The sequence below is a fragment of the Pedobacter sp. JY14-1 genome, from assembly GCF_029269825.1.
Classification (GTDB): domain Bacteria; phylum Bacteroidota; class Bacteroidia; order Sphingobacteriales; family Sphingobacteriaceae; genus Pedobacter.
On the sequence record NZ_JARJHU010000008.1, the window covers coordinates 170,404 to 193,320 of the forward strand.

Below are 22,917 nucleotides of genomic sequence, written 5' to 3' on the forward strand. Positions count from 1 at the left end.
AAAAACTGATCCCTATGGCTAAGATACTTATTATTGAAGACGACCTGACTTTTTCTCAAATACTTGACGGCTTTTTAAGTAAAAATGGACATCAGGTAATGTTAGCAAATAATGTCCGTAAAGCGCTGGAGATATTTAAAAGTGAGTGCCCGGATGTGCTGTTGGCGGATTACCGCCTGCCGGACGGAACAGCGCTGGATGTACTTACCTACATCACGGACCAGGCAGCTACTCAGCCTGTAGTCATTATGACCAGTTTTAATGATGTAAGAACAGCGGTAAGATCAATCCAGATGGGTGCTTCAGATTACATTACAAAGCCCGTTAATCCTGATGAACTCCTGATGATTATCAATTCAGTTTTAAACAAAGGTACTTCATCTAACTCAGGTACGGTGGAGTATCAGGATGCGATTAAAGGGAAGAGCCCTGTTTCAGATAAAATCAATGAATATATCAGTCTTGTTGCACCAACAGATATGTCTGTGATCATTCAGGGAGAAAGCGGTACCGGCAAAGAATACGCAGCCAGGAGCCTGCATATGCAGAGTAAGAGAAGAGACAACCCTTTCATAGCCATCGATTGCGGGGCGCTTTCAAAGGATTTGGCTGCAAGCGAGCTGTTCGGACATATAAAAGGAGCTTTTACCGGAGCGCTGAATAATAAAAAAGGACAGTTTGAGGCTGCACATGGCGGGACATTATTCCTGGACGAAGTAGGCAACCTAAGCTATGAAGTACAGGTAAAACTCCTGCGTGCCATCCAGGAAAGAACAATACAGCCTCTGGGAAGCACGAAGAACCTTAAGGTAGATGTACGCATTATTACGGCGACCAATGACGACCTGAAAGCAAGTGTTCAAAATGGCACGTTCAGAGAAGATCTCTACCACAGGCTGAACGAATTCAAGATTCAGCTGCCACCACTCCGGGAGCGGGGCAGGGATATTGAACTGTTCATCAATCATTTCATTAAACAGTCAAATCAGGCACTGGGAAAAAACGTCGTCAAAATAGCTGACCCCGCAAAAGAACTGCTGCTTCAATACGACTGGCCGGGAAACTTACGCGAGTTGAAAAACGTGATCAAGCGAATGATATTGCTGACAAATGGCGACATCGCAGAACTGGATTCCCTTCCGGAGGAGATGATGCTCGCAATTGACCGGGACACCAGTGTGTCCGGCTCAGATCTGAAGGCCATCAATGAGATTAATGAAAAGGCGCTGATACAGGAAACGCTGATTAAAGTCAGATACAATAAATCCAAAGCCGCAAAACTCCTGAATATTGACCGCAAAACGCTTTACAGCAAAATGGAACGTTATGAAATTGAGTAGCAAAATATCTCCAGTTCCCACAGCAATCCGGATAATTCGTTACGCATTTCTTCATCAAGCACCTTCGACTTGTCCAGCCTGATCTCACATTTGCGGAAAGTAGCGGATAACTCCCTATTCCCTATCTGGGCTATTCTTCCTGCCAGACGATGGACAATCAGTATGACATCGGAAATGCGGTCATCTTTCATTGCCTTTCTAACCATACCGATGTCTTCAATACTGTCCGTCTTAAAGCGTTCCACTATTGCCTTGAGCAATTTTTCATCACCCATTGTCATCTTTTTTAACGCGGTAAAGTCAAACATAGCACCAGTATCTTCATACTGACCCTCATTCGACAACATGGAAAGAAGCTCCTCTTCCCTGAAAGGTTTCATCAATAACCCGTCGAAACCATTCTCGAGCAGAAACTCCCGTTCATCGGGAAGCACCTGTGCGGTAATCGCATAAATTTTCACAAGGTCGCCTACCTTTTCCCTCAACAATCTGCAAAGTGTAATCCCATCCATTTGAGGCATCCTGATGTCCATAAATACAAACCTCAGGCCATGCGTGACCTTCTGTGCCAAGAGTGCTGAAGGTGTATCGAAAGAATGATAGGAAATCCCGTTTCTCTTCAAAAAAATACCACACAGATCGAGTATCAGACGATCGTCATCTACTATCCAGACTAAGCCTTCAAAAGCATGTGTGCTTTTGGAATCCTCAGGTACAACTGCGGGAGGTTCTGCAATCTGGTAGGTGAGATAAACTGTAAACAGGCTTCCTTTTCCGGGATTACTTTTCACATAGATCCGTCCGTTTTGTGCTTCGGTTAAGGATTTAACAATAGCCAGGCCAAGTCCAGTTCCTGCGTTATGATTAGTAATAGTAGATTCACCCTGTTCAAATTCACCAAAGATCCTTTTACCTTCCTCCTCTGAAAAACCAATGCCCGTATCTTTAACGCTAAAAGTATAAAAAGCTTCGTCATTTTTACGCTTGTAAAAAGCCTTAAGGAGTACTTCTCCCGAATCAGTAAATTTTACCGCATTACCCAGCAGATTATACAGTATTTGCTTTAAGCGGAAAGAATCACCCTCCACATATCTGGCGCCTTCAATTTCAAGATGTGTCTTCAATGTCAGCCCTTTTGATTCAGCCTGGGGCCTGATCACGTTTACAACTTCATTAACCAGAGACCATATATCAAAGACTTCCCGATTGAAAGTAAATTTCCCCGAGACAATCCGATTATAATCCAGTATCTGGTTAACGATCTGAAGCAGATGTTCGGACGAATGGCGAATGGCCAGAATATGCTTTTTGTCCGGTATATCCTGATCTTTAATCAAATCTGAATATCCGACAATAGATTGCAGCGGCGTGCGTATCTCATGGCTCATGTTCGACAGGAAACGTTGCTTCGCCTTCCCATGATACTCAGCCTCATCTCTTGCCAGCTCCAGCTCATGCCTGTACTTTGCGCTTTTGGTGATGTCCGTTAAAATGAGGTATAACAACACGACGGTGATTACACCAAAAACCACCATGATTATACCCATTGTATCAATCCCGGTATTTACTACCCGCTTCGCCTGGACACTGTTCACTTCAATTTGTGAGACGACTTCACTTTCTACCTTTCCAAGCAGATCCTGCATTTGCCGGATCAGGTTGGCATTGGCTCTGGCCAGTACAGCTTCCTCTTTCAGAAAGCTTGCACTCTTTTTCTTCCGCTCCACTTCCATCACCCTCAGCGAATGCTCAAGCTCGCGTGCTATACTATCTTCGGCAGCTAAAGCAATTGTGTCCCTTTTTACACGCTCCTCGCTAACGATCTTTATAGATTTTCCTTCCTCATTACGCTTTTTACCAAACAGCCTGCTTAAGAAACCACGTTCCTTTTCTTCCGGATAGATGGTGGTGGTAGAGGACCTTTCCTCAGAAGCGAGTACGGTACTGTCTGGCCTCCCATTACTTCTGGAGACAATTGAGTTGATATCCCTTACCTTATCGGAAACAGCGTCATCATTTATAACCTTTTCCCTTATTCTCAGATAGCTGGCAAACTGTTTATCTCTTTCTGCCAGCAAGCGCTTTATACTAAGAATACGCGCCAGTTGCGCCGAATCCTCTGCGTATAGTGTTCCCAGCGTATCCAGGACATTCCTCAGTTGTCTCGAGGCCCTGATACCGATCCGATAAGATTCAGGGTTCTGCAGGATCTGTTCCCGCTGCAGTTGGTCCATCGAACTGATTTTTCTGGAAACCACATTTACGAGCCGCAGTTTTTCACTCGGAGCAGAAATGCTCTCCAGCGTTCCCAACATCTCCTTAAAAGCAACATTGCTGATACCCCAGGCAAGAAACAACGCACAACAGGCAAGCATCAAAGCAATAATCACTTTGCTCTTCATCGCTTTGACAAAACTGTTCTTCGATACGGTATTCATGGGATGAGAAGGGCAGTCTGTAAAGTAAGACTACAGGTACATCAGTTAACGCTTATCGTCCTGTTATATTTTGCGCGGTACTGGATCGGAGAAAGGCCTGTAATCCTTTTAAAGGTAGTACGGAAGGCTTTGGTATCAGAGTAACCAACCTTATACATCACCTCATTTACATTCTCTCTGGAGGTTTCCAGGCTAAACTTAGCAGCTTCCATTTTTACACGTTGAATATATTCAACGATCGTGTTTGCAGTAGCTTTTTTAAACCGGCGCTCAAGGTTCCTTCTGCCTATTGCCTGCATATCTGCAAGCTGGTCGATGGTGATCTTTTCGTGGAAGTTTTTTTCTATAAACTCCTGGATATTTCTGATCTGTTCGTCCTCATGGGCCTTCTGACCTTGAAAAATCGTAAATGACAACTGATCCTTACGATCGAGTTCAATTGCAAATACTTTAGCCGCCATAATAGCAATCTCACGGCCGACATATTTTTCAATCAGATATAGGATCAGGTTCAGATAGGAAAAAGCACCACCACTGGAATAAATGCCGTGTTCGTCTGTAATGATCTTTTCCGTGACCAGATCCACTTCAGGGAACATCATTCTGAAATCATTTTCCGCCAACCAGTGGGTAGCACATTTCCTTCCTTCCAGCAAACCGGTCGAAGCAAGCAAAAATGCACCAAGACAAAGACTGGCAATCTCTGCTCCCTGTTCATATTGTTTCTTTATCCAGGGAACAAATTCACTGTTTCTTTCCAATGCCTCAGTAATGACGCCATCAATCGCCGGAATGATGATCAGATCAGTTCTATCGACATCAGCAATTGTCACATCTGTATTTACGGTAAACAAACCTCCGCTTACAGCAGTAGCTTTTGATAATCCAACCAGTCGTATATCAAAAACAGCCGGCTGTCCCTTCATTTTAAAAAAGTCATTTACCTGACTTAATATCTGCCTCGACCCTTCCAGGCTACCCAGAATAGCCCCTTTAGGAACAATAATCGATATGTGTTTCATCAGTTTTCTCTAAGTGTCTAAGATAAAGACCATAAGACAACATTACAAATTAATAAGCATGTGAACAGCAGCGTAAAAAATTGATATATTGCATCAGCCAAATATAATCATAGTGAAAAAAATACCATATCTGTTGTGCATAGTATTGCTCTTGTATAGCTGTAAAAAGGACAGTGGCAATACTGTACCTCAGGATCCGCAACCGGAAATAAAGGACAGTGTAGCACTCCTGTCTATGAAAATAGAATCCAGTAAAAATCCGGGAAAGCTATTACAGGATGTGTATGCTGAAATAATTGGACAAACGGTAAACGTGACCATCCCCTCCTTTCTGAACAACAAAAAATTCGTCGTTACTTTCAGCACAGAAAACGCCTCCGTCAAAGTAGGGGATACCCTACAGCAAAGCGGAGTTACCCTAACCGACTTCAGTAAACCTGTTGAATACAAACTCACTTCTGGAAAAGGAACGACAAAGACCTACCGGATCATACTTAAGAACTTCACCAAAATCCCTATTCTTTACCTTAATACCAGCGATTCGATCACCTCAAAAGATACATACGTCACAGGAACATTGGACATCAATACCAACCAGCTTACCGAACAGCCTAAACAACACATCGCGCTGCAGGCAAAAGGCAGGGGAAATTCAACATGGAATATGCCCAAAAAGCCCTACCGTTTAAAACTGACAGACAAGGCAGAGATCCTGGGTATGCCTGCTGCCAAAAACTGGGTACTACTGGCTAATTATAGTGATAAGACACTCATGCGAAACGCTATAGCACTTGATCTGGGCCGAAAGCTAAACGCGTCATTTACACCCAGGGGGTTATTTGTCGAATTGGTTATGAACGGTCACTACCAGGGCAACTATTATCTTACCAGCCAGGTGGAAGTGCACGAAAACCGGGTTAATATTACTGAATTAAAAAAATCAGCGACAGATATTACCGGCGGTTACCTTCTGGAACAAGATATGAGGCTGGATGAAAAAGTGTGGTTTCGTACGAAAGGTGGGCTGCCCATCACGGTCAAATCTCCGGAAGACATTACAGATGCGCAACTGGCCTACATCAAAGATTATCTGCAGCAAACGGAAGACGCCATTACCTCAGAGCAATTTACCAATCCGGAAAAAAGTTATGACCATTTCATCAATACGGCTTCATTTATTGACTGGTTCATTGTCCAGGAAATTATGAAAAATGAAGATGCGCAAGAGAAAACAAGTATTTTTTACTTCAAAGACCGTAACGGGAAACTCGGACTCGGTCCATTATGGGACTTCGATATCGGAGCCGGAAATATAGATTATTCTGATTCAAAGTTTTCAACTGGCTGGTGGATAAAAGAGGGGCCATTATTCAAACATCTGTTCAACGATCCCGAATTCCGGAAAAAAGTAAAACAGCGATGGAGCGAGGTAAAGACAACACACATAGATGGCACATTCACCGTAATCGACCAGACTGCCCTATATCTGTCTTTGTCCCAGAATGAAAATTTTAAAAGATGGCCTATCCTGAACACATACGTCTGGCCAAATCAATATGTACTGGGAAGCTATACAAATGAAGTTGCGCAACTCAAAAAATGGCTGTCTGCCCGGGTTTCGTGGTTAAATACGGAGATCGGCAAGCTTTGATCCAGTCATGCCATTCGCTTCTCGTGCATTAAAAAAGGGGGGTGTCTCAATTGAGACACCCCCTGTCAATTTATGTTCTACCAAGAGAATCTGAAAAATAGATCTCTTATAATAAACGGATCTTAATGTTCCTCCACTGGCTTGATCCGGGATGCTCCTGAAAAGCAATCTTTCCTTTTGCTACCTTGGCAAAATCTGCAAAGTAGGGATCTTTGAATTTGCTGTTGGCAATCATATTCTTCCATTCCTGGCTTCCGATCTGACCTTCAAAAGTTTTAATGCCATTAAGGTAGAAGGTAAGGTGTCCCTTATCCTGTATCAGCCTGACCTGGTTCCACTCGCCTACAGGCTTAGGTTTGGAAACCGTTGCATCTCCTGCCATATCATAAAGGCATCCTGCGAGGTGGTTTTGCTTTTTATTGTCTGAGGCATCGATATTGTCCAGTACCTGCATCTCGGGGCCAGTAGCATAAGTTGCCGTATATTTCGGATCCTCCTGGATATTGAATATAATACCGCTGTTCCCGCCCTTGGATATCTTCCATTCCAACCGAAGCTCATAATTTTCATACGCCTCATTAGTAACGATGTCCCCTCCCCCGCTCCTGGGTTTAGTCTGGTCAAAAACAAGCGCCCCGTCAACAACCTGCCATTTCGAACCTACCGTATCTCTCAAATAGGTGTGCCAGCCATTGGTAGTCTTACCATCAAATAACAATTTCCAGCCTTCTTTTTCTTCCTTTTTTGTCAGTTTGTTAGGAGCCTGGGCCATTACCGCATCAACGAAAAGAACAAGGACAGCCAAAACGACGAATATTTTTTTCATAATTTATTGATTTATGGGCCTAAGGTAAATAATATAATACAATTGCTAATGTAACAACTAAATCGATTTTCTGCGCGTGCCATATCTGGTGATTCCCGTTGTGAAGATTGCAGGATCAGCTCCGGAATGAAGTCAGTTTCCTACGCTAGCCCTGAAAAAACCGAATTTCGCTGTGCAGCGTCACCTGAATGTACATTATTTACAAATTTTTGACCGTTAAATAATGTTAAGCGTAGCGTAACTACACAAACCAGTATTATTTTTGGCCCCGGATATGAGAGCGGCTGCAATATTCTTACTTTCACTATGCTTCCTGGTCTTAGGGATCAGTTATTCCGTTCGTGCTGCAATACCGCCGCAGTCTACCCATAATTCTGCAGCCAGACATATCCAGAAAGCTCCACAGTCTAAGCTTGAAGACAAAAAGGATTACGCACTCAGTTCAGAGGACGAAGATGACGGCATTTCCGTTTCACGCAAATCCGCCCTGCTGAGCAGTTATTTCTTTACACTCTCTTATATCGCATTATATACAGGCTTTTACCAGTTCTTAAAAAAGCCGCTGCCCTCCTGCAGGCACTTACTTTGTTTATCCTCGTCTAAATATATCCTTCAACGGGTATTGAGACTATGATCTTCTTCAGATAAGGCATTCTGTCTTATCCATTTATTTCAATCTACGGGCGCTTAAGGCCCGTCACATCATCAATTCGCAAAGTAATTTATTAATTAATGCCATGAAGAGAAGCATATTGCTCATGGGCTTGTGTGGAATACTATGCCATACAAGCTGCACATCTGAAAAAAAAGAGAAAGAAGAAGTAGAGAAGTACAAGGTAACCAATCCCCTGAAAATTGACACCTCCTTCACGAAAGAGTATGTATCACAGATCCGCTCTGTCCGCAACATCGAATTAAGGGCCCAGGAAAAAGGCTATCTGCAAAACATTTATGTCGATGAAGGGCAGTTTGTAAAAGAAGGCCAGTTGTTGTTCAGGATCATGCCAAAGATCTATGAGGCTGAGCTCATGAAGGCTCAGGCCGAAACTAAGGCCGCCGAAATCGAACTGCAGAATACAAAGACGCTTGCTGACAAAAACGTAGTATCGAAGAATGAACTCGCTATGGCCCAGGCAAAGCTAGACCAGGCAAAGGCTGAAACCGCACTCGCAAAACTACACTTATCCTTCACGGAAATCCGGGCACCATTTGATGGTACTATTGACCGTATTCCTAAGAAACTGGGCAGCCTGATCGATGAAGGTGAATTGCTTACCAGCCTGTCCGACAACCGGCAGATGTTTGCTTATTTCAATGTTTCCGAACCGGAATACCTCGATTATCAGACTAACGCAAAAGATCGCGGCAGCAGTCAGGTAAGCCTGCTCCTGGCCAATAATCAGCCGTTAAAATACAAAGGCAAAGTAGAAACCATAGAAAGCGAATTTGACAATGAAACCGGCAATATCGCCTTCAGGGCACGCTTTCCCAACCCTGATCAGCTGCTGAAAAACGGGGAAACCGGTAAGGTACAGATGGTAATGCCGCTAAAGAATGCGCTGGTTATCCCGCAAAAATCCACATACGAGATACAGGATAAGGTTTTTGTGTTTGTTATCGACAAAAATAATGTTGCCAGGTCCCGTAACATTATGGTAGGTGGCAGTATACCCGACTTGTATGTTGTGACAAACGGACTTTCGGAAGGCGATAAAATCCTCCTTGAAGGCGTACAAAAGGTAAAAGATGACGACAAGATCGACTACATCTTTGAGAAACCGCAGGACGTACTCACTCACCTGAGGTTAAAAGCAGAATAACCGCTCATTTCAATCGCGAAAACCAATGTTTAACAGATTCATACAAAGGCCTGTATTGTCGATAGTGATCTCACTCATTATCGTCTTCCTGGGGGTACTGGCCATTACCCAATTACCCGTCACCCAGTTTCCTTCTATATCGCCGCCCAAGGTAAATGTAACCGCAGAATATCCTGGCGCAAACGGCGAACTTATGGTAAAGTCGGTACTCATTCCACTTGAAAGGGCACTCAATGGTGTCCCCGGCATGAAATATATGGCATCCGATGCCGGCAACGACGGCGAAGCCTCCATCCAGGTCGTATTCAACCTGGGCACCGACCCGAACCAGGCCGCACTGAATGTTCAGAACCGGGTAGCTTCGGTAGTCAACAAATTGCCGCCTCTTGTCGTGCGTGAAGGTGTAAAAGTGAGCCGGGAGGAATCCAATATGCTCATGTACATCAACCTGTACAATACAGGTCCCAACGCCGACCAGAAATTCCTGTTTAACTTTGCAGATATCAATATCCTGCCCGAGCTCAAACGCGTTGACGGCGTAGGCTACGCAGATATTCTGGGTAACAGGGAATATGCCATGAGGATATGGTTAAAACCAGACCGGATGCTCGCGTACAAAATCTCGGCAGATGAGGTGATGGAAGCCCTGAGTGCACAAAGTCTGGAGGCATCACCGGGCAAAACAGGAGAAAGCTCGGGAAAAAGATCTCAGGCATTCGAATATGTACTGAAATATTCAGGCAGGTTTACCACCAGGCAGCAATACGAAAACGTCATTCTGAAATCCAATCCAAATGGCGAATTGCTCAGGTTGAAAGACGTAGCCGATATAGAATTCGGCAGTTCAATGTACGATATCTATTCCAACCTTAACGGAAAGCCTTCGGCAGCCATTGTGCTGAAGCAGTCTTACGGAAGCAATGCCAGCCAGGTCATTGAAAATGTCAAAAAAAGGATGGAAGAGATCAAAGCGAACTCCTTCCCCAAAGGTATGGATTACGAGATCAGCTACGACGTTTCAAAATTTCTCGATGCCTCCATCGAGAAAGTGATCCACACCCTGGTAGAAGCCTTCATCCTGGTAGGCCTGGTCGTCTTCATATTCCTGGGTGACTGGCGCTCAACACTCATTCCTGCTATGGCCGTTCCGGTTTCACTCGTGGGTACCTTCTTTTTTATGCAATATTTTGGCATTACGCTCAACCTCATCACCCTGTTTGCGCTGGTACTTGCCATCGGCGTGGTCGTCGACGACGCTATCGTGGTAATTGAGGCCGTCCATGCCAAAATGGAAGAGGAACACTTGTCTGCCCTGAAGGCTACTAAAAAAGCCATGAAAGAGATCAGCGGGGCCATCATTGCCATTACCTTCCTGATGGCCGCCGTTTTTATCCCGGTCGCCTTTATGGCCGGGCCGGTCGGACTGTTTTACCGGCAGTTCTCCATTACCATGGCGACATCCATTATCCTTTCCGGTATCGTAGCATTAACGCTGACACCGGCGCTATGCGCCATGATCCTTAAAAACAACCATGGCAAAGCCAGAAAGAAAACACCTGTAGACAAGTTCATCGACGGCTTCAACAGGATATTCAACCGTACTTCCGATAAATACCAGGGCTTGCTCGAGCGCATCGTGACCAGGCGGGCAGTTACGTTCATTGTACTTGCAGCTTTTTGCGCAGGCACCTGGTTCCTGAACAGCCAGGTCCCTTCCGGTTTCATTCCTAATGAAGACCAGGGTATGTTCTATGCCATTATCCAGACACCTCCGGGATCATCACTGGAAAGGACCAACGAGATTGCAGAGCGGCTGCAAAAGATCGCAGAAGGCATTGACGGCATCCAGTCTGTGTCTGCACTCGCTGGTTACGAGATCCTGACAGAAGGTACGGGCGCGAATTCCGGAACCTGTCTGATCAACTTAAAGGACTGGAGCCAGCGCAAGCATTCTGTTCAGCAGATCATGGACGAACTGGAAGAGAAATCCAAAGATATCACCGGTGCCACCATCGAATACTTTCTTCCGCCCGCCGTTCCCGGTTATGGTGCTGCCGGTGGCTTTGAGCTGCGCCTGCTGGACAAAGCTGGTTCAGGAGACTACAAGAAGATGGAAACCGTCAGCAAGGATTTTGTAAGAGAGCTCAGCAAACGGCCCGAACTGTCTTCAGTATTCAGCTTCTACAGTGCCAGCTTTCCGCAATACATGCTCCGTGTAGACAATGATATTGCACAGCAGAAAGGCGTAAGTATTGAAAATGCCATGAACACGCTTTCCACACTGGTTGGCAGTAACTACGAGATCAGCTTTATTAAGTATGACCGTCAGTATAAAGTGATCATACAGGCGGCTCCGCAATACCGCGCCCTGCCCGACGACATCCTGAAACTCTACGTAAAGAACGATAAGGATGAGATGGTTCCCTTCTCGGCATTCATGAAAATGGAAAAAGTATATGGCCTTTCAGAGATCACGCGGCACAACATGTACAATGCTTCCGAGATCAGCGGTGCTGCCGCCCCGGGCTATAGCAGCGGCGAAGCCATCAGCGTCATCAACGAGGTAGCGAAAAAGACGCTGCCGAGAGGTTTCGGGATAGACTGGGCCGGCATCTCAAAAGATGAGGTCGCACAGGGCAACCAGGCCATCTACATCTTCCTGATCTGTCTGGGCTTCGTTTACCTGATCCTGTCCGCACAGTATGAAAGTTTCATCCTGCCCCTATCCGTTATCCTTTCACTGCCCATGGGCATTTTCGGAGCTTTTCTGCTCCTGAAAATCTCTGGCCTGGAGAACAACATTTATGCACAGGTCGCTATGGTCATGCTGATCGGTCTGCTGGGCAAGAACGCAGTACTGATCGTCGAATTTGCCGTACAGAAGCACCGGGCAGGATACTCTGTCTATAAGGCGGCCATGGAAGGTGCAAAAGTCCGGTTCCGTCCTATCCTGATGACCTCATTTGCCTTTATCGCTGGCCTGATCCCACTGGTGTTTGCTTCCGGTCCCGGTGCGCTCGGTAACCGGACGATAGGAACGGCAGCAGCCGGCGGTATGCTCTTCGGGACAGTATTCGGTGTACTGATCATTCCCGGCTTGTATTATATCTTCGGTAAGATATCCGAAAAACACCTGTTCGTTAAAAATGAAGAGGAAAATCCGTTAACAGAAGAAATCGAACACAATGTATAAACACAGGATCTTTCAGACCATTACCGTGCTGGGCACGGTAATGGCCCTGGGTTGTAAAATACCGGCGGTCGTGCAGCGCACCGAGAACAAATCTGTTCCCTCGGCCTACAGCAACAATGCTGATACGACGAACATGGCAGCCATGCAATGGCGCAATTATTTTACCGATAAAAATCTGATCAGCCTGATCGACACTGCAATCAAGAACAATCAGGAACTGCAGATCACCCTTCAGGAGATCGAGATCGCCAGAAACGAAATCCGCATGAGAAAAGGTGATATCCTTCCGGCAGTAGGGGTCAGAGCCGGTGTCGGCGTCGAAAAGGTAGGCCGATACACCAGCCAGGGTGCTGGTGACGCCTCTACAGACATTATTCCGGGAAAAGAAGTACCCGATCCACTGATGGACTACGGCGCGTCACTTTATGCCAACTGGGAGGTAGACATCTGGAAAAAGTTGCACAATGCAAAAAAAGCGGCCGTAACCAGGTACTTGTCTACCGTCGAAGGTAAAAACTTCGTACTGACCAATCTTATCGCAGAAGTAGCCAATTCTTATTATGAGCTGCTTGCACTGGATAACCAGCTTGCAGTAGTAAGACAAAACATCGAACTTCAGAACAGGGCACTTGAAATTGTCAAAATCCAGAAAGAAGCCAGCCGCGTCACCGAGCTCGCGGTACAGAAATTTCAGGCAGAGGTCCTCAATTCCAGAGGCCTTGAATACGAGATCCTCCAGAAAAGGAAAGAGACAGAAAACCGGATCAACCTGTTACTGGGCCGCTATCCACAGGAAATTCCCAGAAACAGGGAGAACTTCCTGGATCTCGTACCATCTGCAGTCCATACAGGAATTCCATCACAACTTCTGGCCAATCGTCCAGACATCAAACAGGCAGAACTGGACCTTGCCGCCGCTAAGATCGACGTAAAGGTTGCGAGGGCAGAATTCTATCCTTCCTTTGGCATCTCGGCAGCATTTGGGTTACAGGCCTTCAAACCCTCTTACCTGGTCAGATTTCCCGAATCCATGCTATACTCCCTGGCCGGAGACCTGGCAGCACCGCTGATCAACCGTAACGGCATCAAGGCAGAGTTCCTTAACGCCAATGCACGCCAGCTGCAGTCGATGTACAACTACGAAAAGACGATCCTAAACGCCTACCTCGAAGTCTCCACCCAGCTATCCAATATCGAAAACCTGGAAAAGCGTTACGGCCTGAAGTCCGGACAGGTAGACGCCCTTAACAAGTCCATCGAAGTCTCTAACGATCTGTTCAAGTCGGCCCGCGCAGATTACCTTGAAGTGCTGATGACCCAGCGAGATGCGCTGGAGTCGAAACTGGAACTGATCGACACCAAAAAAGAACAGCTCAATGCTGTAGTCAATGTTTACCGTGACCTCGGCGGAGGCTGGAAATAAACACCGGATCATTCAACACAACACTTTTAAAACAGCCCTGCAGTCAGATGCCTGCAGGGCTGTTTTAGTGAAAGGACAAAAAAAGCCGCCTTATTTCGTAAGGCGGCTCTGTAGCCCGTAGGGGAATCGAACCCCTGTTTCAAGAATGAAAATCTTGCGTCCTCACCCCTAGACGAACGGGCCATTTCCTATCAGAAAATCCTTCATGATTTTCGGGAAAGGCACGCAAAGATAACGGTTAGAATATATAATCCAAAAAAATTACAACAACAGATCAAATAAACTAAATAAATTAGTATTTTTATACGTTTAATAAAAAAATTAGCAAACGATACAATGGATATTCCTGTTTTCGAATACCTTGCCGTCCTCCAGCCCGACGATGGAGTAAGTGCCAGAATTAAGGAGATTAAGAATTATTTCCAGAATGAATATGGCTGTGAATACGCGGCACAGCTGAAGCCACATTGTACATTGTTAAAGTTCCCGCAATATACACACCTGGAAAAGCAGATGATTAAACGGTTTGAGTCAATTGCCCGCACCTTAACTCCTGCTAAATTGAATCTGGACGGTTTTGGTAATTTCCCTCACCATACGATATATGTCGGGGTCGACCAAAACCCGGAACTGGAAAAGATCATGAAAAACATAAAGGTCAAACTTCGTCCCTTCCTGCAAAAGATAGAGACCCTCAAACCTGTTTACGTCAAAAAGGCCCACATTACCATTGCCCGCAAAATGAATGAAGCACAGTTTGAACTGGCCTGGGATGAATGGAGGAACCGCCCTTTTAAAGCAATCGTAAACGCAGAGGAGATTTTATTACTGAAACGGCCATTAGACCCCGAAACAATGGCCGCTACGGGAGCATATCAAAGAGTAGCTAGCTTTAAACTCAGCGGCAGCGACACAGAAGTGGAGCAACTACTGCTTTTCTGACTAGGATCACTTCAACAGGTAGGCAGATTTACCTTAAGATGGAACCCTGATTCTATTTCATAACAACAAGCCCTTCACCATTACCATAGCGTAGTCACCATAATTAGCCACCGCCTTCCAAATCTCCTCGAAAAGCTGCTTATTGTTCACCACCTTACCTTTAACCGGGACAGCAAGTTGCGCTTCAATCACCGGAGCCTCGGTTACTTTTGTTGCAAACCAGGTTACGTTCTCATGCGGAACAGATACACCCAGGATCATACCCGGCAATCCATTGAAAGATTCAGGGCCTCCAGGTATATGGATCTCATCAGTATAGAAGGCAACTACATAAATTGAATCCAGCATCAGACCATTAGCACGGCGACATCTGAAACCTGCTATAACGCGCTTTTCTTCCGTAATCTTCCACTTAATCTTCCGCATCTGATCCTTTACCAGATAAGTTCGTTCATAGAATTCCTTTTGTACCACACTATTACCGCCTCTAAAATCTGAAAAAACGGTATTCAACTGGTTGGCCATTGGTGTATCGTAGTAATGCCACAGCCCTCTCTCAGGAGGTACAGGCACATATAAGCTCTTAGAAGAATTAAAGAACAGCGTACTCTTAAGCTTTCGGAACTGAGGCTCGCTGGTTAGATAACGTTCATAATAAGGTTTTATATCCTGGGTATTCTTGGTCACCTTTTTCTTAACCAGCGCAAACATATTAGCGGTGCGTTCAAATTCTATCGTCCCGCTGTTAATAAAGTGCTTCTGCCGGGCATTGACATCCAAAGTTAGCGTTAGGTATAAAAGTGTCAGTAAAATTGGTTTGATCATGATTCTTGCCTTTGAAGTGTCTTCTTAAACCTGCTAAAGTCCCAGGTAACGGTAAAAATGAAATAACGCCTGATCGTCTGATTCCTCGACTCCGAGAACCGGCCTTCCGAGGAAGACCGCGAATATCCGGTATTCTGGTCAAGCAAGTCATTACCAGTAATTGTGAGCTTCAGATTCTCATCCTTTAAAAAGGTCTTGCCAGTATAAGCCTTCAGTAAAGTCTGTTCGAAAGGCTTGTCAAAAACCACGTTACCCGCATTGCTCTTATAGCTGCAGTCGGCACCGATGAAAAATTTTCCCGGCAACTTCGTATAAAAGTTTCCACTCACTAGGAATCCACGTGTGTTATTTTTAAACTGTTGCTGCAGTGAGGATTCTCCGAATGAAAAGTTAGGACCAATACTAAAGCTATAAGAATAGCTCCCCTTATTTGTCCATATATCAAGTTGTGGGAAGTAGCTTACAGACTTCGTCCTGTTAAGCTGACCATTGATTAAATTGTAATACGTGCTGCCATTAACGTTTAGATTAATGCTCATAATAAAATCCAGTTTTGTAGCGTGACCATATACTTCCGCATACACGTTCCAGTAACCTGGACTTTTGCCCCGTACATTTACATATTTAATGGTACTTACCCCCGCCGAGTCAATTGTCTTATCCTGCACAATGTCATTCAAAGTTGATGTATAATTTCCACGAAAATTAATTCCCTGGTCCTTCGTAGGCTGATATACCCGGTAGTTATAACTAAACCTTTGTTCAAACTCCGGCTTGAGGTTTGGATTGCCTACAGTAATATTCAGCGGATCACTGTTTTGCCTGATTGGCTGAAGGTAAAAGATACTGGGTTGAAGCGTATATCCATTATAGTTAAAATTTAACGATGCCGCTTTGCTGAGCTGATAACTGAAACTCCCATACGGGGACCAGTTAATGAAATTCCTTGCAAGTGACGTTGAAGAAAACTGATCATTCTGTCTCTGCCATACTAAGTCAGTATTGTTTCCTATTGAAGCTCTTGATTTACCAGAAGAATAATTCAGGGTTAAGTTATAGCCATTTCTTTGTGTACCCGAGCTGTAATCGCTGCTGAATACAGTATCCAACTGATCATACATTCCCCCCGCAGATTTGTCATAGGCAAGCCTTTTATTATCTTGTTCATCTGCACTATAATTAATGCCCCCGCTTATCGTTAGCGGTTTACTTATTACGTCCGTATAAGTACCACCTGCCGAAAATACCTTCGAATTCGAGATTGTTGGCTTAAACTGATTTATACTTCTTGTACTATCCTGATTCCCGGAACCATCATAATAAGTTAGCGCAGACCATTGATATCCTTCACTATTAGCATCGCTTGCGTTGATTCGGCTATTGACCGTCAGACTTCTGCCCTTTTTTTTAAAACGTCGTGTATAACTTGCGCTAAAGGAAAAGTATCTGCTATCGGTCTCGTTTTCAGCTCTGCTATCATTGCTGTTTTGAATCACGTTATTGCCCCTCAGGGTCTTCGAGGTGGTCGTGTTCATGGAATTGTACTTATATCTTGATGCAGAAGCATAGGTACTTAAGTCAGAAACAGAATCGATCGCTGAACGAAAATTTCCTTCGAAAATCTGACTGCCACTCCTGTTTACAAAACTCCTGTCAGCGCTACTCTTATTAAAGTTGCCTGGCAGGTTATTCTGTGTCAGACTATTACTGATCCCTTCGGTTTGAAGGAACCCGGTCTTATAATTCACATTTACCGATTGCTTATCTTTATTCCATTTTCTATCGTAATGAACTCCTCCATCACGTGCGAATGGTAACCCGTTACCACCATAGTCACCCGGACTATAACCAGCGCCAAATTTGTTATGATCAGCACCAGAAAGGCCAACCTTACCAGTATTGCCCATATTTCCGTATATAGATGCCTTTTCCTTCGGACTGAACTTATTGAACATCAGCTGGCCGGTGTAATATTCATCTGTACCATAACCAACATCCGCCTTTCCAAACAAACCACGTTTCTTGTCTTCCAACAATACGATATTAATGGTTTTAACCTTTTTCCCGTCTTCCACACCAGTTTGCTTTGCTTCTACCGACTTATCATCGTATACCTGTATCTTGCTTACCATATCTGCCCGTACCGTATTCGTCACTAAAGCAGGATCATCGCTGAAAAACTCCTCTCCGTCTACGAGTACCTTGCTTACCTGCTCGCCCTGAAAGATGATTGCGCCACTCTGATTGATTTTCATGCCCTGCAGTTGCTTTAACAAATCTTCAACCTTTGCATTCTTTTGGGTCTTATAAGCTGCGGCATTAAATTCTGTCGTATCACCCTTTATCTTAATTGAGGCCATTCTGGCTTTCACTATGACCTCTTTCAACAAATTGACTTCAGAGATCATTTCAATACGTTTGAAATCATGTAAGACATGTCCGGAATTAACCGAGAAACGCTCAATAAAATCCGCATAATCAGGATAAGTGACTATCAGCAAAAGTTGTCCGCTGTCAAGGTTATTAATCTCAAAAAGACCTTTATCAGTGTAGGAAAACCGTACCAGGACAGAGTCCTTTGCAGCTAGAACAGTTACGGTAGCATCAGTCAGTGCAACCCTGTTCACAGAATCCACAACCGTTCCCTTTACCCGGAATTTTTCCTGACCGCTGGCAATAAAATAAAAACCCAGGAAAAAGAAAAGGAATAGTATTGGTTTTGTAGTCATGAGCGTTAGGTTAGAAAAACCAATTTAAAACTAACCAATTAGTTAAACAAATTATTACTGATAATTTTTTGCAACTTAATTTGATGCGATCGCCCGCGCTTTGACTCCCGTTAAATTACATCTGAACGGCTTTGCCTCCAAATTTCCTGATAGCCTCTGCGCTGACGGGGGTAAAAAAGTTAACGAGGTTACCGTCCGGATCGCGAAAAAGTAAAGATCGGTTACCCCAGGGCATCGTGGTTGGTTCCTGCACCAGATAAGGTGCCAGGAAAGCAGCATGTTCCTGGAAAAATCCGTCCACATCAGCGGTGATAAATTCAATGATCATTGTACGGTTTGCTGCGGCTTTAGCCACTTCGGAACCGCCAAAAAATTGAAGCGTTCTCGTGCTGCCAATCGCAAGTGTTGCGCCCGGGCTTTGCAGCTCCGCAAAGTCTTCAGTAAAACGAGTGGCAGGAATTTTGGTCACCTGCTCATAAAAAGTTATTAATTTACTGACCTGTTCGGTAATAATTCTGGTTGAAACGAAATTCATGTTCTTGTTCTTTAATTTGATTTAGAACAAAATTCGCTGGCCTTTATGACAGCTGTTTGTCAGGAGTGTAAATTTTTTGCCTTTTCTCCAGATAAGACGCAAGTGTATATTGTGCGGGGTAAAGTCGAGGTCAGACTAAGACCTGCTATACACTTCGGCAAAATCTTTTGCGAACGCTTCCAGTTTTACTTTGCCAGCCTCAGGTTTATGCTTGTTATAATCGTCATACAGGTTCTTCATTCTTGCTGCATTCATTTCTGTCAGTCCTTTCGCAGTATTGGCATTAATCCCGTTAGACAGTAACCCGTTAAGAAAATCTTCATCGGAAACGACTTTCCATTTCAGCTCAGGCATACCGATAGCCTTGCCTAATATTTTTGCCACCACATTAGGCGATGCCTCGTCGCTTGCTATATATCGCACTGCTCTTCCTTCAAATGGCGCTTCTATCTCATCAGCAATAACTGCTGCGATATCCAATGGAGATACCCAGGGTTCCTGCAAGTCACCACCATAGTTCTGAATGATAGCACCTTGTGCCTTTATAGCCGGTATAAAAGCAAACATGTTATAGTAAAATCCGACGGGACGCATAAATTTAATACTCACCGCCGGTGGGAGCTCCTTCAAAACACTTTCAACTTTGTGGTGTGCGGCCAACATGCCTACACCTGTATCTGTGTGTGCGCCGATACTGCTGAGATGAATTATTTTTTTTACTCCTGAATCATGTACCGCTTCTGCATACACGTTTGCCAGGTGTGTCCAGGACATCCTGGGGTCAGGTGTCTTATCAAAATAGATTCCCGGAGGCTGCATCAGGTAAACAACATCCGCTGACATGAATGTTTCTGTAAGGAAACTGGTATCGTATAACTGACCAATGGCGGGTGTTGCCCCTATTGCTTCTATTGCTGTGCTTCGTTCTTCCTGACTACTTATAACGGTGACATCATGTCCCTTTTCAATTAATGTTATTGCAAGCGGTTTGCTGATATGGCCAAGCGAGCCAGTTAATACAATCTTCATTTTCTTTGGTTTTGTTATAGCAAAATTAGGCCGGCCTCAGCAAACAGCTGTAGCCTGATCTGCTATTGTTGTAGCCAAAAATGTTCTTTCCTGTTTATTCTCTAAAGATTTTACAGCAGCCACTAAACAGAAGTTTACTTTGCACCATTTACGATGCCTGGAACGATAGCGTCCGATACGGACTCTCGCAGCGTATCAAATAATGCTAATGCCTGACAGGAAAGTCGTATCGGCAAATGCTGGGTTTTATTAGGATAACTGGCTTTGAATTGTCCTGTGGAAAATCAGGCCAAAGGTCGATAAAAGATGTGCTAAATTCTTTGTCGGCATTTATTGTGAGCGCGTCAGCCCTAATAAAAAGTACGGTGACAATGACAATCTTGTTTTTGAGATCATTATAGATCGGCTTTAATTTTTGCATTGTAGCGAGCAATTCCTTCCCCGGCCTGAGAAATCGCTTTATAGTCGATGTCAAATTTAACGAGGTGTAAACTTGGTCAACTTTACCATCCTTATCCATAGAAAGCGCAATCGCCAGTGGATATGATGATCCTTTCGGAGTTGCATTTAGGGCCTTATTATCAATATGATCAATTAACAGCAGCTTGAACGCATCAATGAACGCTTCCTGTGACGTGTTCAACGAAATATGTGGCTTCTCAGATAAATGTTCAATCGGGGATTGACCAAATGCCGCAATAGCACCAGCCAAAAGAAAAAAAACAAAATATACAATTCTTACCATGTTCGTTAATGTATATGGACAAAAGGTACCACTCCTAACTCACAAATACTAAAAGAAGAAGGGCTGCTCTTTGGAGCAACCCTTGTCTGCTTTGGGAGTAATCCCATTTGTAGCCGATAAGCTACCAAGGTCGAACACGTTTGTAGAAGACTTGCAAATATTATATACATTAGCTATCACAGAACTTGACTAAATAATATGGCTAATACATTCCATACTCAGTCCGATTTCAATGCCAATTTTGGAAAAGAAATGGTTTCAGCAACCAGCGTTTACGAGCAACGCCAAAAAAGTGGCATGATAGAATACTCCTTAGCTATTTACGATTTTGTTTTCATTTCAGATACTGAACAAAAACTTAAATTGCTCGGGGAACTTCTATCTCAAAATTACAAGTATAATATCAAATCGGTAACTCGACATGAGGAATATTATGAAATGGCGGGAGATAGTACGGAGTTTCCGGTTGACGAACATAATCTATTGTATTGGGCGCTTGATTTATATTGCAAAGGTTATGAATTTGACTGTAAATTAGACGGGTATGGTGCAATGGGTGATCCAAATGATCAAGCATTCCTCAACTTAGACTCCGACCGATATAATGAATATTTTGATCTTGCAATGGCGGCATACGATAAAAGAAATTTAGGCATGGCTTTCATTCATTTTTCAACGGCAATTAAAATTAATCCAGAAGATCCTAATGCATGGTATTCACGAGCGATCGTCAAAGATGAATTACACACGTGGAAATCCGCGAGAAGAGATTATGACAGAGCGATTGTATTAGCACCTGATTTTACAGATGCATTAGTAAATAGAGCTGCTAATAAGGATGAAGCTGGAGAATACAATGATGCGATAAAAGACTATACAACAGTTATAGGATTGGAGCCACAAAATGCGATGGCGTATTTTAATCGAGGCAATTCAAAGTTCAATTTAAAGGATAAAAAAGGAGCTTGCGAAGATTGGCATACCGCGAAGGATTTAGGGGCCAGCTACGCACAAGAAAGAATTGACCAGAATTGTAACAATGTCTTCAAAGCCAAAATTTTAGGGTTCTATAATAAGAACTGACAGGGGAATCGAACACAAAAGCTAAGTTTAAGCTCAATCAGCGCGGTTTCAAAAATTCCTTAAAAACGAAAAACCCGCCCTATCTAGCATAGAGCGGGTTTGTAGCCCGTAGGGGAATCGAACCCCTGTTTCAAGAATGAAAATCTTGCGTCCTCACCCCTAGACGAACGGGCCATTTAAGATTGCCCCAGTCTTAACAACTGTGAACCTTATTTGGTAGCGGGGACACGACTCGAACGTGCGACCTTCGGGTTATGAGCCCGACGAGCTACCAACTGCTCCACCCCGCACTCTATACAATTCCTGGTAGTAATTAAATCCTTAACGTTCCTTCCGAATTGGAATGCAAAGATATAATTCGTTCCTTTGTACTGCAAATTTATTTTAAAAAATTTTTTATGTCCCATAAAGCAGGTTTCGTCAGCATCATCGGCAAGCCAAACGTTGGCAAATCCACCTTAATGAATGCCCTGGTAGGAGAAAAACTGTCCATCATTACACCTAAGGCGCAGACAACCAGGCACCGTATACTTGGCATCGTCAATGAAGAAGCATACCAGATTGTGTTCTCGGACACCCCGGGAATTATCAAACCGAAGTACGAACTGCAGGATTCCATGATGGGATTCGTAAAGAGTTCACTCATCGATGCAGACCTTATCCTCTTTGTAACAGACGTCAACGAGCAGCATGATGAGAACGATGTTATCGAAAAGATCAAAGATTCCTCCATCCCGATCATTGTACTCATCAATAAAATAGACAATGCAACCTCGGAAAAAGTAGATGAAAAAATAAACCACTGGCAACAAACCCTCAATCCGAGGCAAATATTTGCCATATCTGCTTTGGAAAAATACAATCTCGGGGGCCTGCTCGATACCGTTCTTAATTATCTGCCCGAACACCCGCCTTATTACGACAAAGAAGACCTTACCGATCGCAATCAGCGTTTCTTCGTTTCCGAGATCATCCGCGAAAAGATCTTCAACAATTACCAGAAAGAAATACCCTACAGCACCGAGGTTATCGTCACCTCCTATAAAGAGGAAGAAAAGATCACCCGCATCAGTGCAGAAATTATTGTAGAACGTGATTCTCAGAAAAATATCCTGATCGGCAAAGGCGGTGCTAGCCTGAAAAAGGTAGGCATGGAAGCCCGCAAAGACATCGAAAAATTTATCGGCGAAAAAGTCTTCCTGGAAACCTTTGTAAAGGTCATTCCCGACTGGCGCACTAAAAAGAACTACCTGAAGAGCTTCGGGTACGAAAATTAAGCGTACCTTTGCAACCCCTTAATAATTAATACCATTCAC

General features: G+C 44.1%; 17 protein-coding genes and 3 tRNA genes. 9 read left to right on the plus strand and 11 right to left on the minus strand.

All coding sequences use genetic code 11. The annotated features are described in order from the left end of the window. Positions 1-14 precede the first annotated feature (14 nt). On the plus strand, positions 15-1,340 hold the full coding sequence (locus tag P2W84_RS14330; RefSeq protein ID WP_276090838.1) for a sigma-54 dependent transcriptional regulator: 1,326 nt from the start codon (positions 15-17) through the stop codon (positions 1,338-1,340). Here P2W84_RS14330 and P2W84_RS14335 read toward each other — a convergent pair. Further along, positions 1,325-3,778, minus strand: a complete 2,454-nt coding sequence (locus P2W84_RS14335; RefSeq protein WP_276090839.1) for an ATP-binding protein — start codon at positions 3,776-3,778, stop codon at positions 1,325-1,327. The genes P2W84_RS14330 and P2W84_RS14335 overlap by 16 nt on opposite strands. A 41-nt stretch (positions 3,779-3,819) precedes the next feature. Next, complete coding sequence (locus P2W84_RS14340; protein ID WP_276090840.1) at positions 3,820-4,800, minus strand: helix-turn-helix domain-containing protein; 981 nt, start codon at positions 4,798-4,800, stop codon at positions 3,820-3,822. A 112-nt stretch (positions 4,801-4,912) separates the two neighbouring features. On the opposite strand from P2W84_RS14340, the gene P2W84_RS14345 reads away from it, so the two are divergent. After that, positions 4,913-6,451, plus strand: a complete 1,539-nt coding sequence (locus tag P2W84_RS14345) for a CotH kinase family protein (RefSeq protein WP_276090841.1) — start codon at positions 4,913-4,915, stop codon at positions 6,449-6,451. Positions 6,452-6,557: 106 nt separating this feature from the next. On the opposite strand, the gene P2W84_RS14350 is transcribed toward P2W84_RS14345, so the two are convergent. Further along, positions 6,558-7,277: a DUF1080 domain-containing protein gene (locus tag P2W84_RS14350; RefSeq protein WP_276090842.1), complete on the minus strand. Its 720-nt coding sequence runs from the start codon at positions 7,275-7,277 to the stop codon at positions 6,558-6,560. A 274-nt stretch (positions 7,278-7,551) separates the two neighbouring features. Between P2W84_RS14350 and P2W84_RS14355 the strand changes: the two genes are divergently transcribed. The 4 genes from P2W84_RS14355 (at position 7,552) to P2W84_RS14370 (ending at position 13,713) form a co-directional block, all read left to right on the plus strand. Beyond that, positions 7,552-7,911, plus strand: coding sequence for a hypothetical protein (locus P2W84_RS14355; protein ID WP_276090843.1), 360 nt, complete (start codon positions 7,552-7,554; stop codon positions 7,909-7,911). A 103-nt stretch (positions 7,912-8,014) separates the two neighbouring features. Beyond that, complete coding sequence (locus P2W84_RS14360) at positions 8,015-9,097, plus strand: efflux RND transporter periplasmic adaptor subunit (RefSeq protein WP_276090844.1); 1,083 nt, start codon at positions 8,015-8,017, stop codon at positions 9,095-9,097. A gap of 25 nt (positions 9,098-9,122) precedes the next feature. After that, on the plus strand, positions 9,123-12,290 hold the full coding sequence (locus tag P2W84_RS14365; RefSeq protein WP_276090845.1) for an efflux RND transporter permease subunit: 3,168 nt from the start codon (positions 9,123-9,125) through the stop codon (positions 12,288-12,290). Continuing rightward, positions 12,283-13,713 carry a TolC family protein gene (locus tag P2W84_RS14370; RefSeq protein ID WP_276090846.1) on the plus strand — a complete coding sequence of 477 codons (1,431 nt, stop codon included), beginning with the start codon at positions 12,283-12,285 and terminating at the stop codon, positions 13,711-13,713. The genes P2W84_RS14365 and P2W84_RS14370 overlap by 8 nt, the downstream gene beginning before the upstream one ends. 111 nt (positions 13,714-13,824) lie before the next feature. Here the strand turns inward: P2W84_RS14370 and P2W84_RS14375 are convergent. Further along, positions 13,825-13,896: transfer RNA gene (locus tag P2W84_RS14375), tRNA-Glu, on the minus strand. A gap of 153 nt (positions 13,897-14,049) precedes the next feature. Here P2W84_RS14375 and P2W84_RS14380 point away from each other — a divergent pair. Next, positions 14,050-14,655 carry a 2'-5' RNA ligase family protein gene (locus P2W84_RS14380; protein ID WP_276090847.1) on the plus strand — a complete coding sequence of 202 codons (606 nt, stop codon included), beginning with the start codon at positions 14,050-14,052 and terminating at the stop codon, positions 14,653-14,655. A gap of 57 nt (positions 14,656-14,712) precedes the next feature. Here the strand turns inward: P2W84_RS14380 and P2W84_RS14385 are convergent, their stop codons facing one another. The 5 genes from P2W84_RS14385 to P2W84_RS14405 form a co-directional block, all read right to left on the minus strand. Next, positions 14,713-15,480: a GLPGLI family protein gene (locus P2W84_RS14385; RefSeq protein WP_276090848.1), complete on the minus strand. Its 768-nt coding sequence runs from the start codon at positions 15,478-15,480 to the stop codon at positions 14,713-14,715. Beyond that, a complete protein-coding gene (locus P2W84_RS14390) occupies positions 15,477-18,209 on the minus strand; it encodes an outer membrane beta-barrel protein (protein WP_276090849.1) in 2,733 nt (910 codons plus the stop codon). The genes P2W84_RS14385 and P2W84_RS14390 overlap by 4 nt, the downstream gene beginning before the upstream one ends. 115 nt (positions 18,210-18,324) lie before the next feature. After that, a complete protein-coding gene (locus P2W84_RS14395) occupies positions 18,325-18,744 on the minus strand; it encodes a VOC family protein (RefSeq protein WP_276090850.1) in 420 nt (139 codons plus the stop codon). A gap of 135 nt (positions 18,745-18,879) precedes the next feature. After that, on the minus strand, positions 18,880-19,773 hold the full coding sequence (locus P2W84_RS14400) for an NAD(P)H-binding protein (protein WP_276090851.1): 894 nt from the start codon (positions 19,771-19,773) through the stop codon (positions 18,880-18,882). A 205-nt stretch (positions 19,774-19,978) separates the two neighbouring features. Then, a complete protein-coding gene (locus P2W84_RS14405) occupies positions 19,979-20,518 on the minus strand; it encodes a hypothetical protein (RefSeq protein ID WP_276090852.1) in 540 nt (179 codons plus the stop codon). 198 nt (positions 20,519-20,716) lie between these two features. Between P2W84_RS14405 and P2W84_RS14410 the strand changes: the two genes are divergently transcribed. Next, positions 20,717-21,601, plus strand: a complete 885-nt coding sequence (locus tag P2W84_RS14410) for a tetratricopeptide repeat protein (protein ID WP_276090853.1) — start codon at positions 20,717-20,719, stop codon at positions 21,599-21,601. A 102-nt stretch (positions 21,602-21,703) separates the two neighbouring features. On the opposite strand, the gene P2W84_RS14415 is transcribed toward P2W84_RS14410, so the two are convergent. Continuing rightward, a tRNA-Glu gene (locus P2W84_RS14415) sits at positions 21,704-21,775 on the minus strand. A 40-nt stretch (positions 21,776-21,815) separates the two neighbouring features. Further along, a tRNA-Met gene (locus tag P2W84_RS14420) sits at positions 21,816-21,891 on the minus strand. Positions 21,892-21,999: 108 nt separating this feature from the next. Here P2W84_RS14420 and era point away from each other — a divergent pair. Next, positions 22,000-22,878 carry a GTPase Era gene (era, locus tag P2W84_RS14425; RefSeq protein ID WP_276090854.1) on the plus strand — a complete coding sequence of 293 codons (879 nt, stop codon included), beginning with the start codon at positions 22,000-22,002 and terminating at the stop codon, positions 22,876-22,878. Positions 22,879-22,917 lie beyond the last annotated feature (39 nt).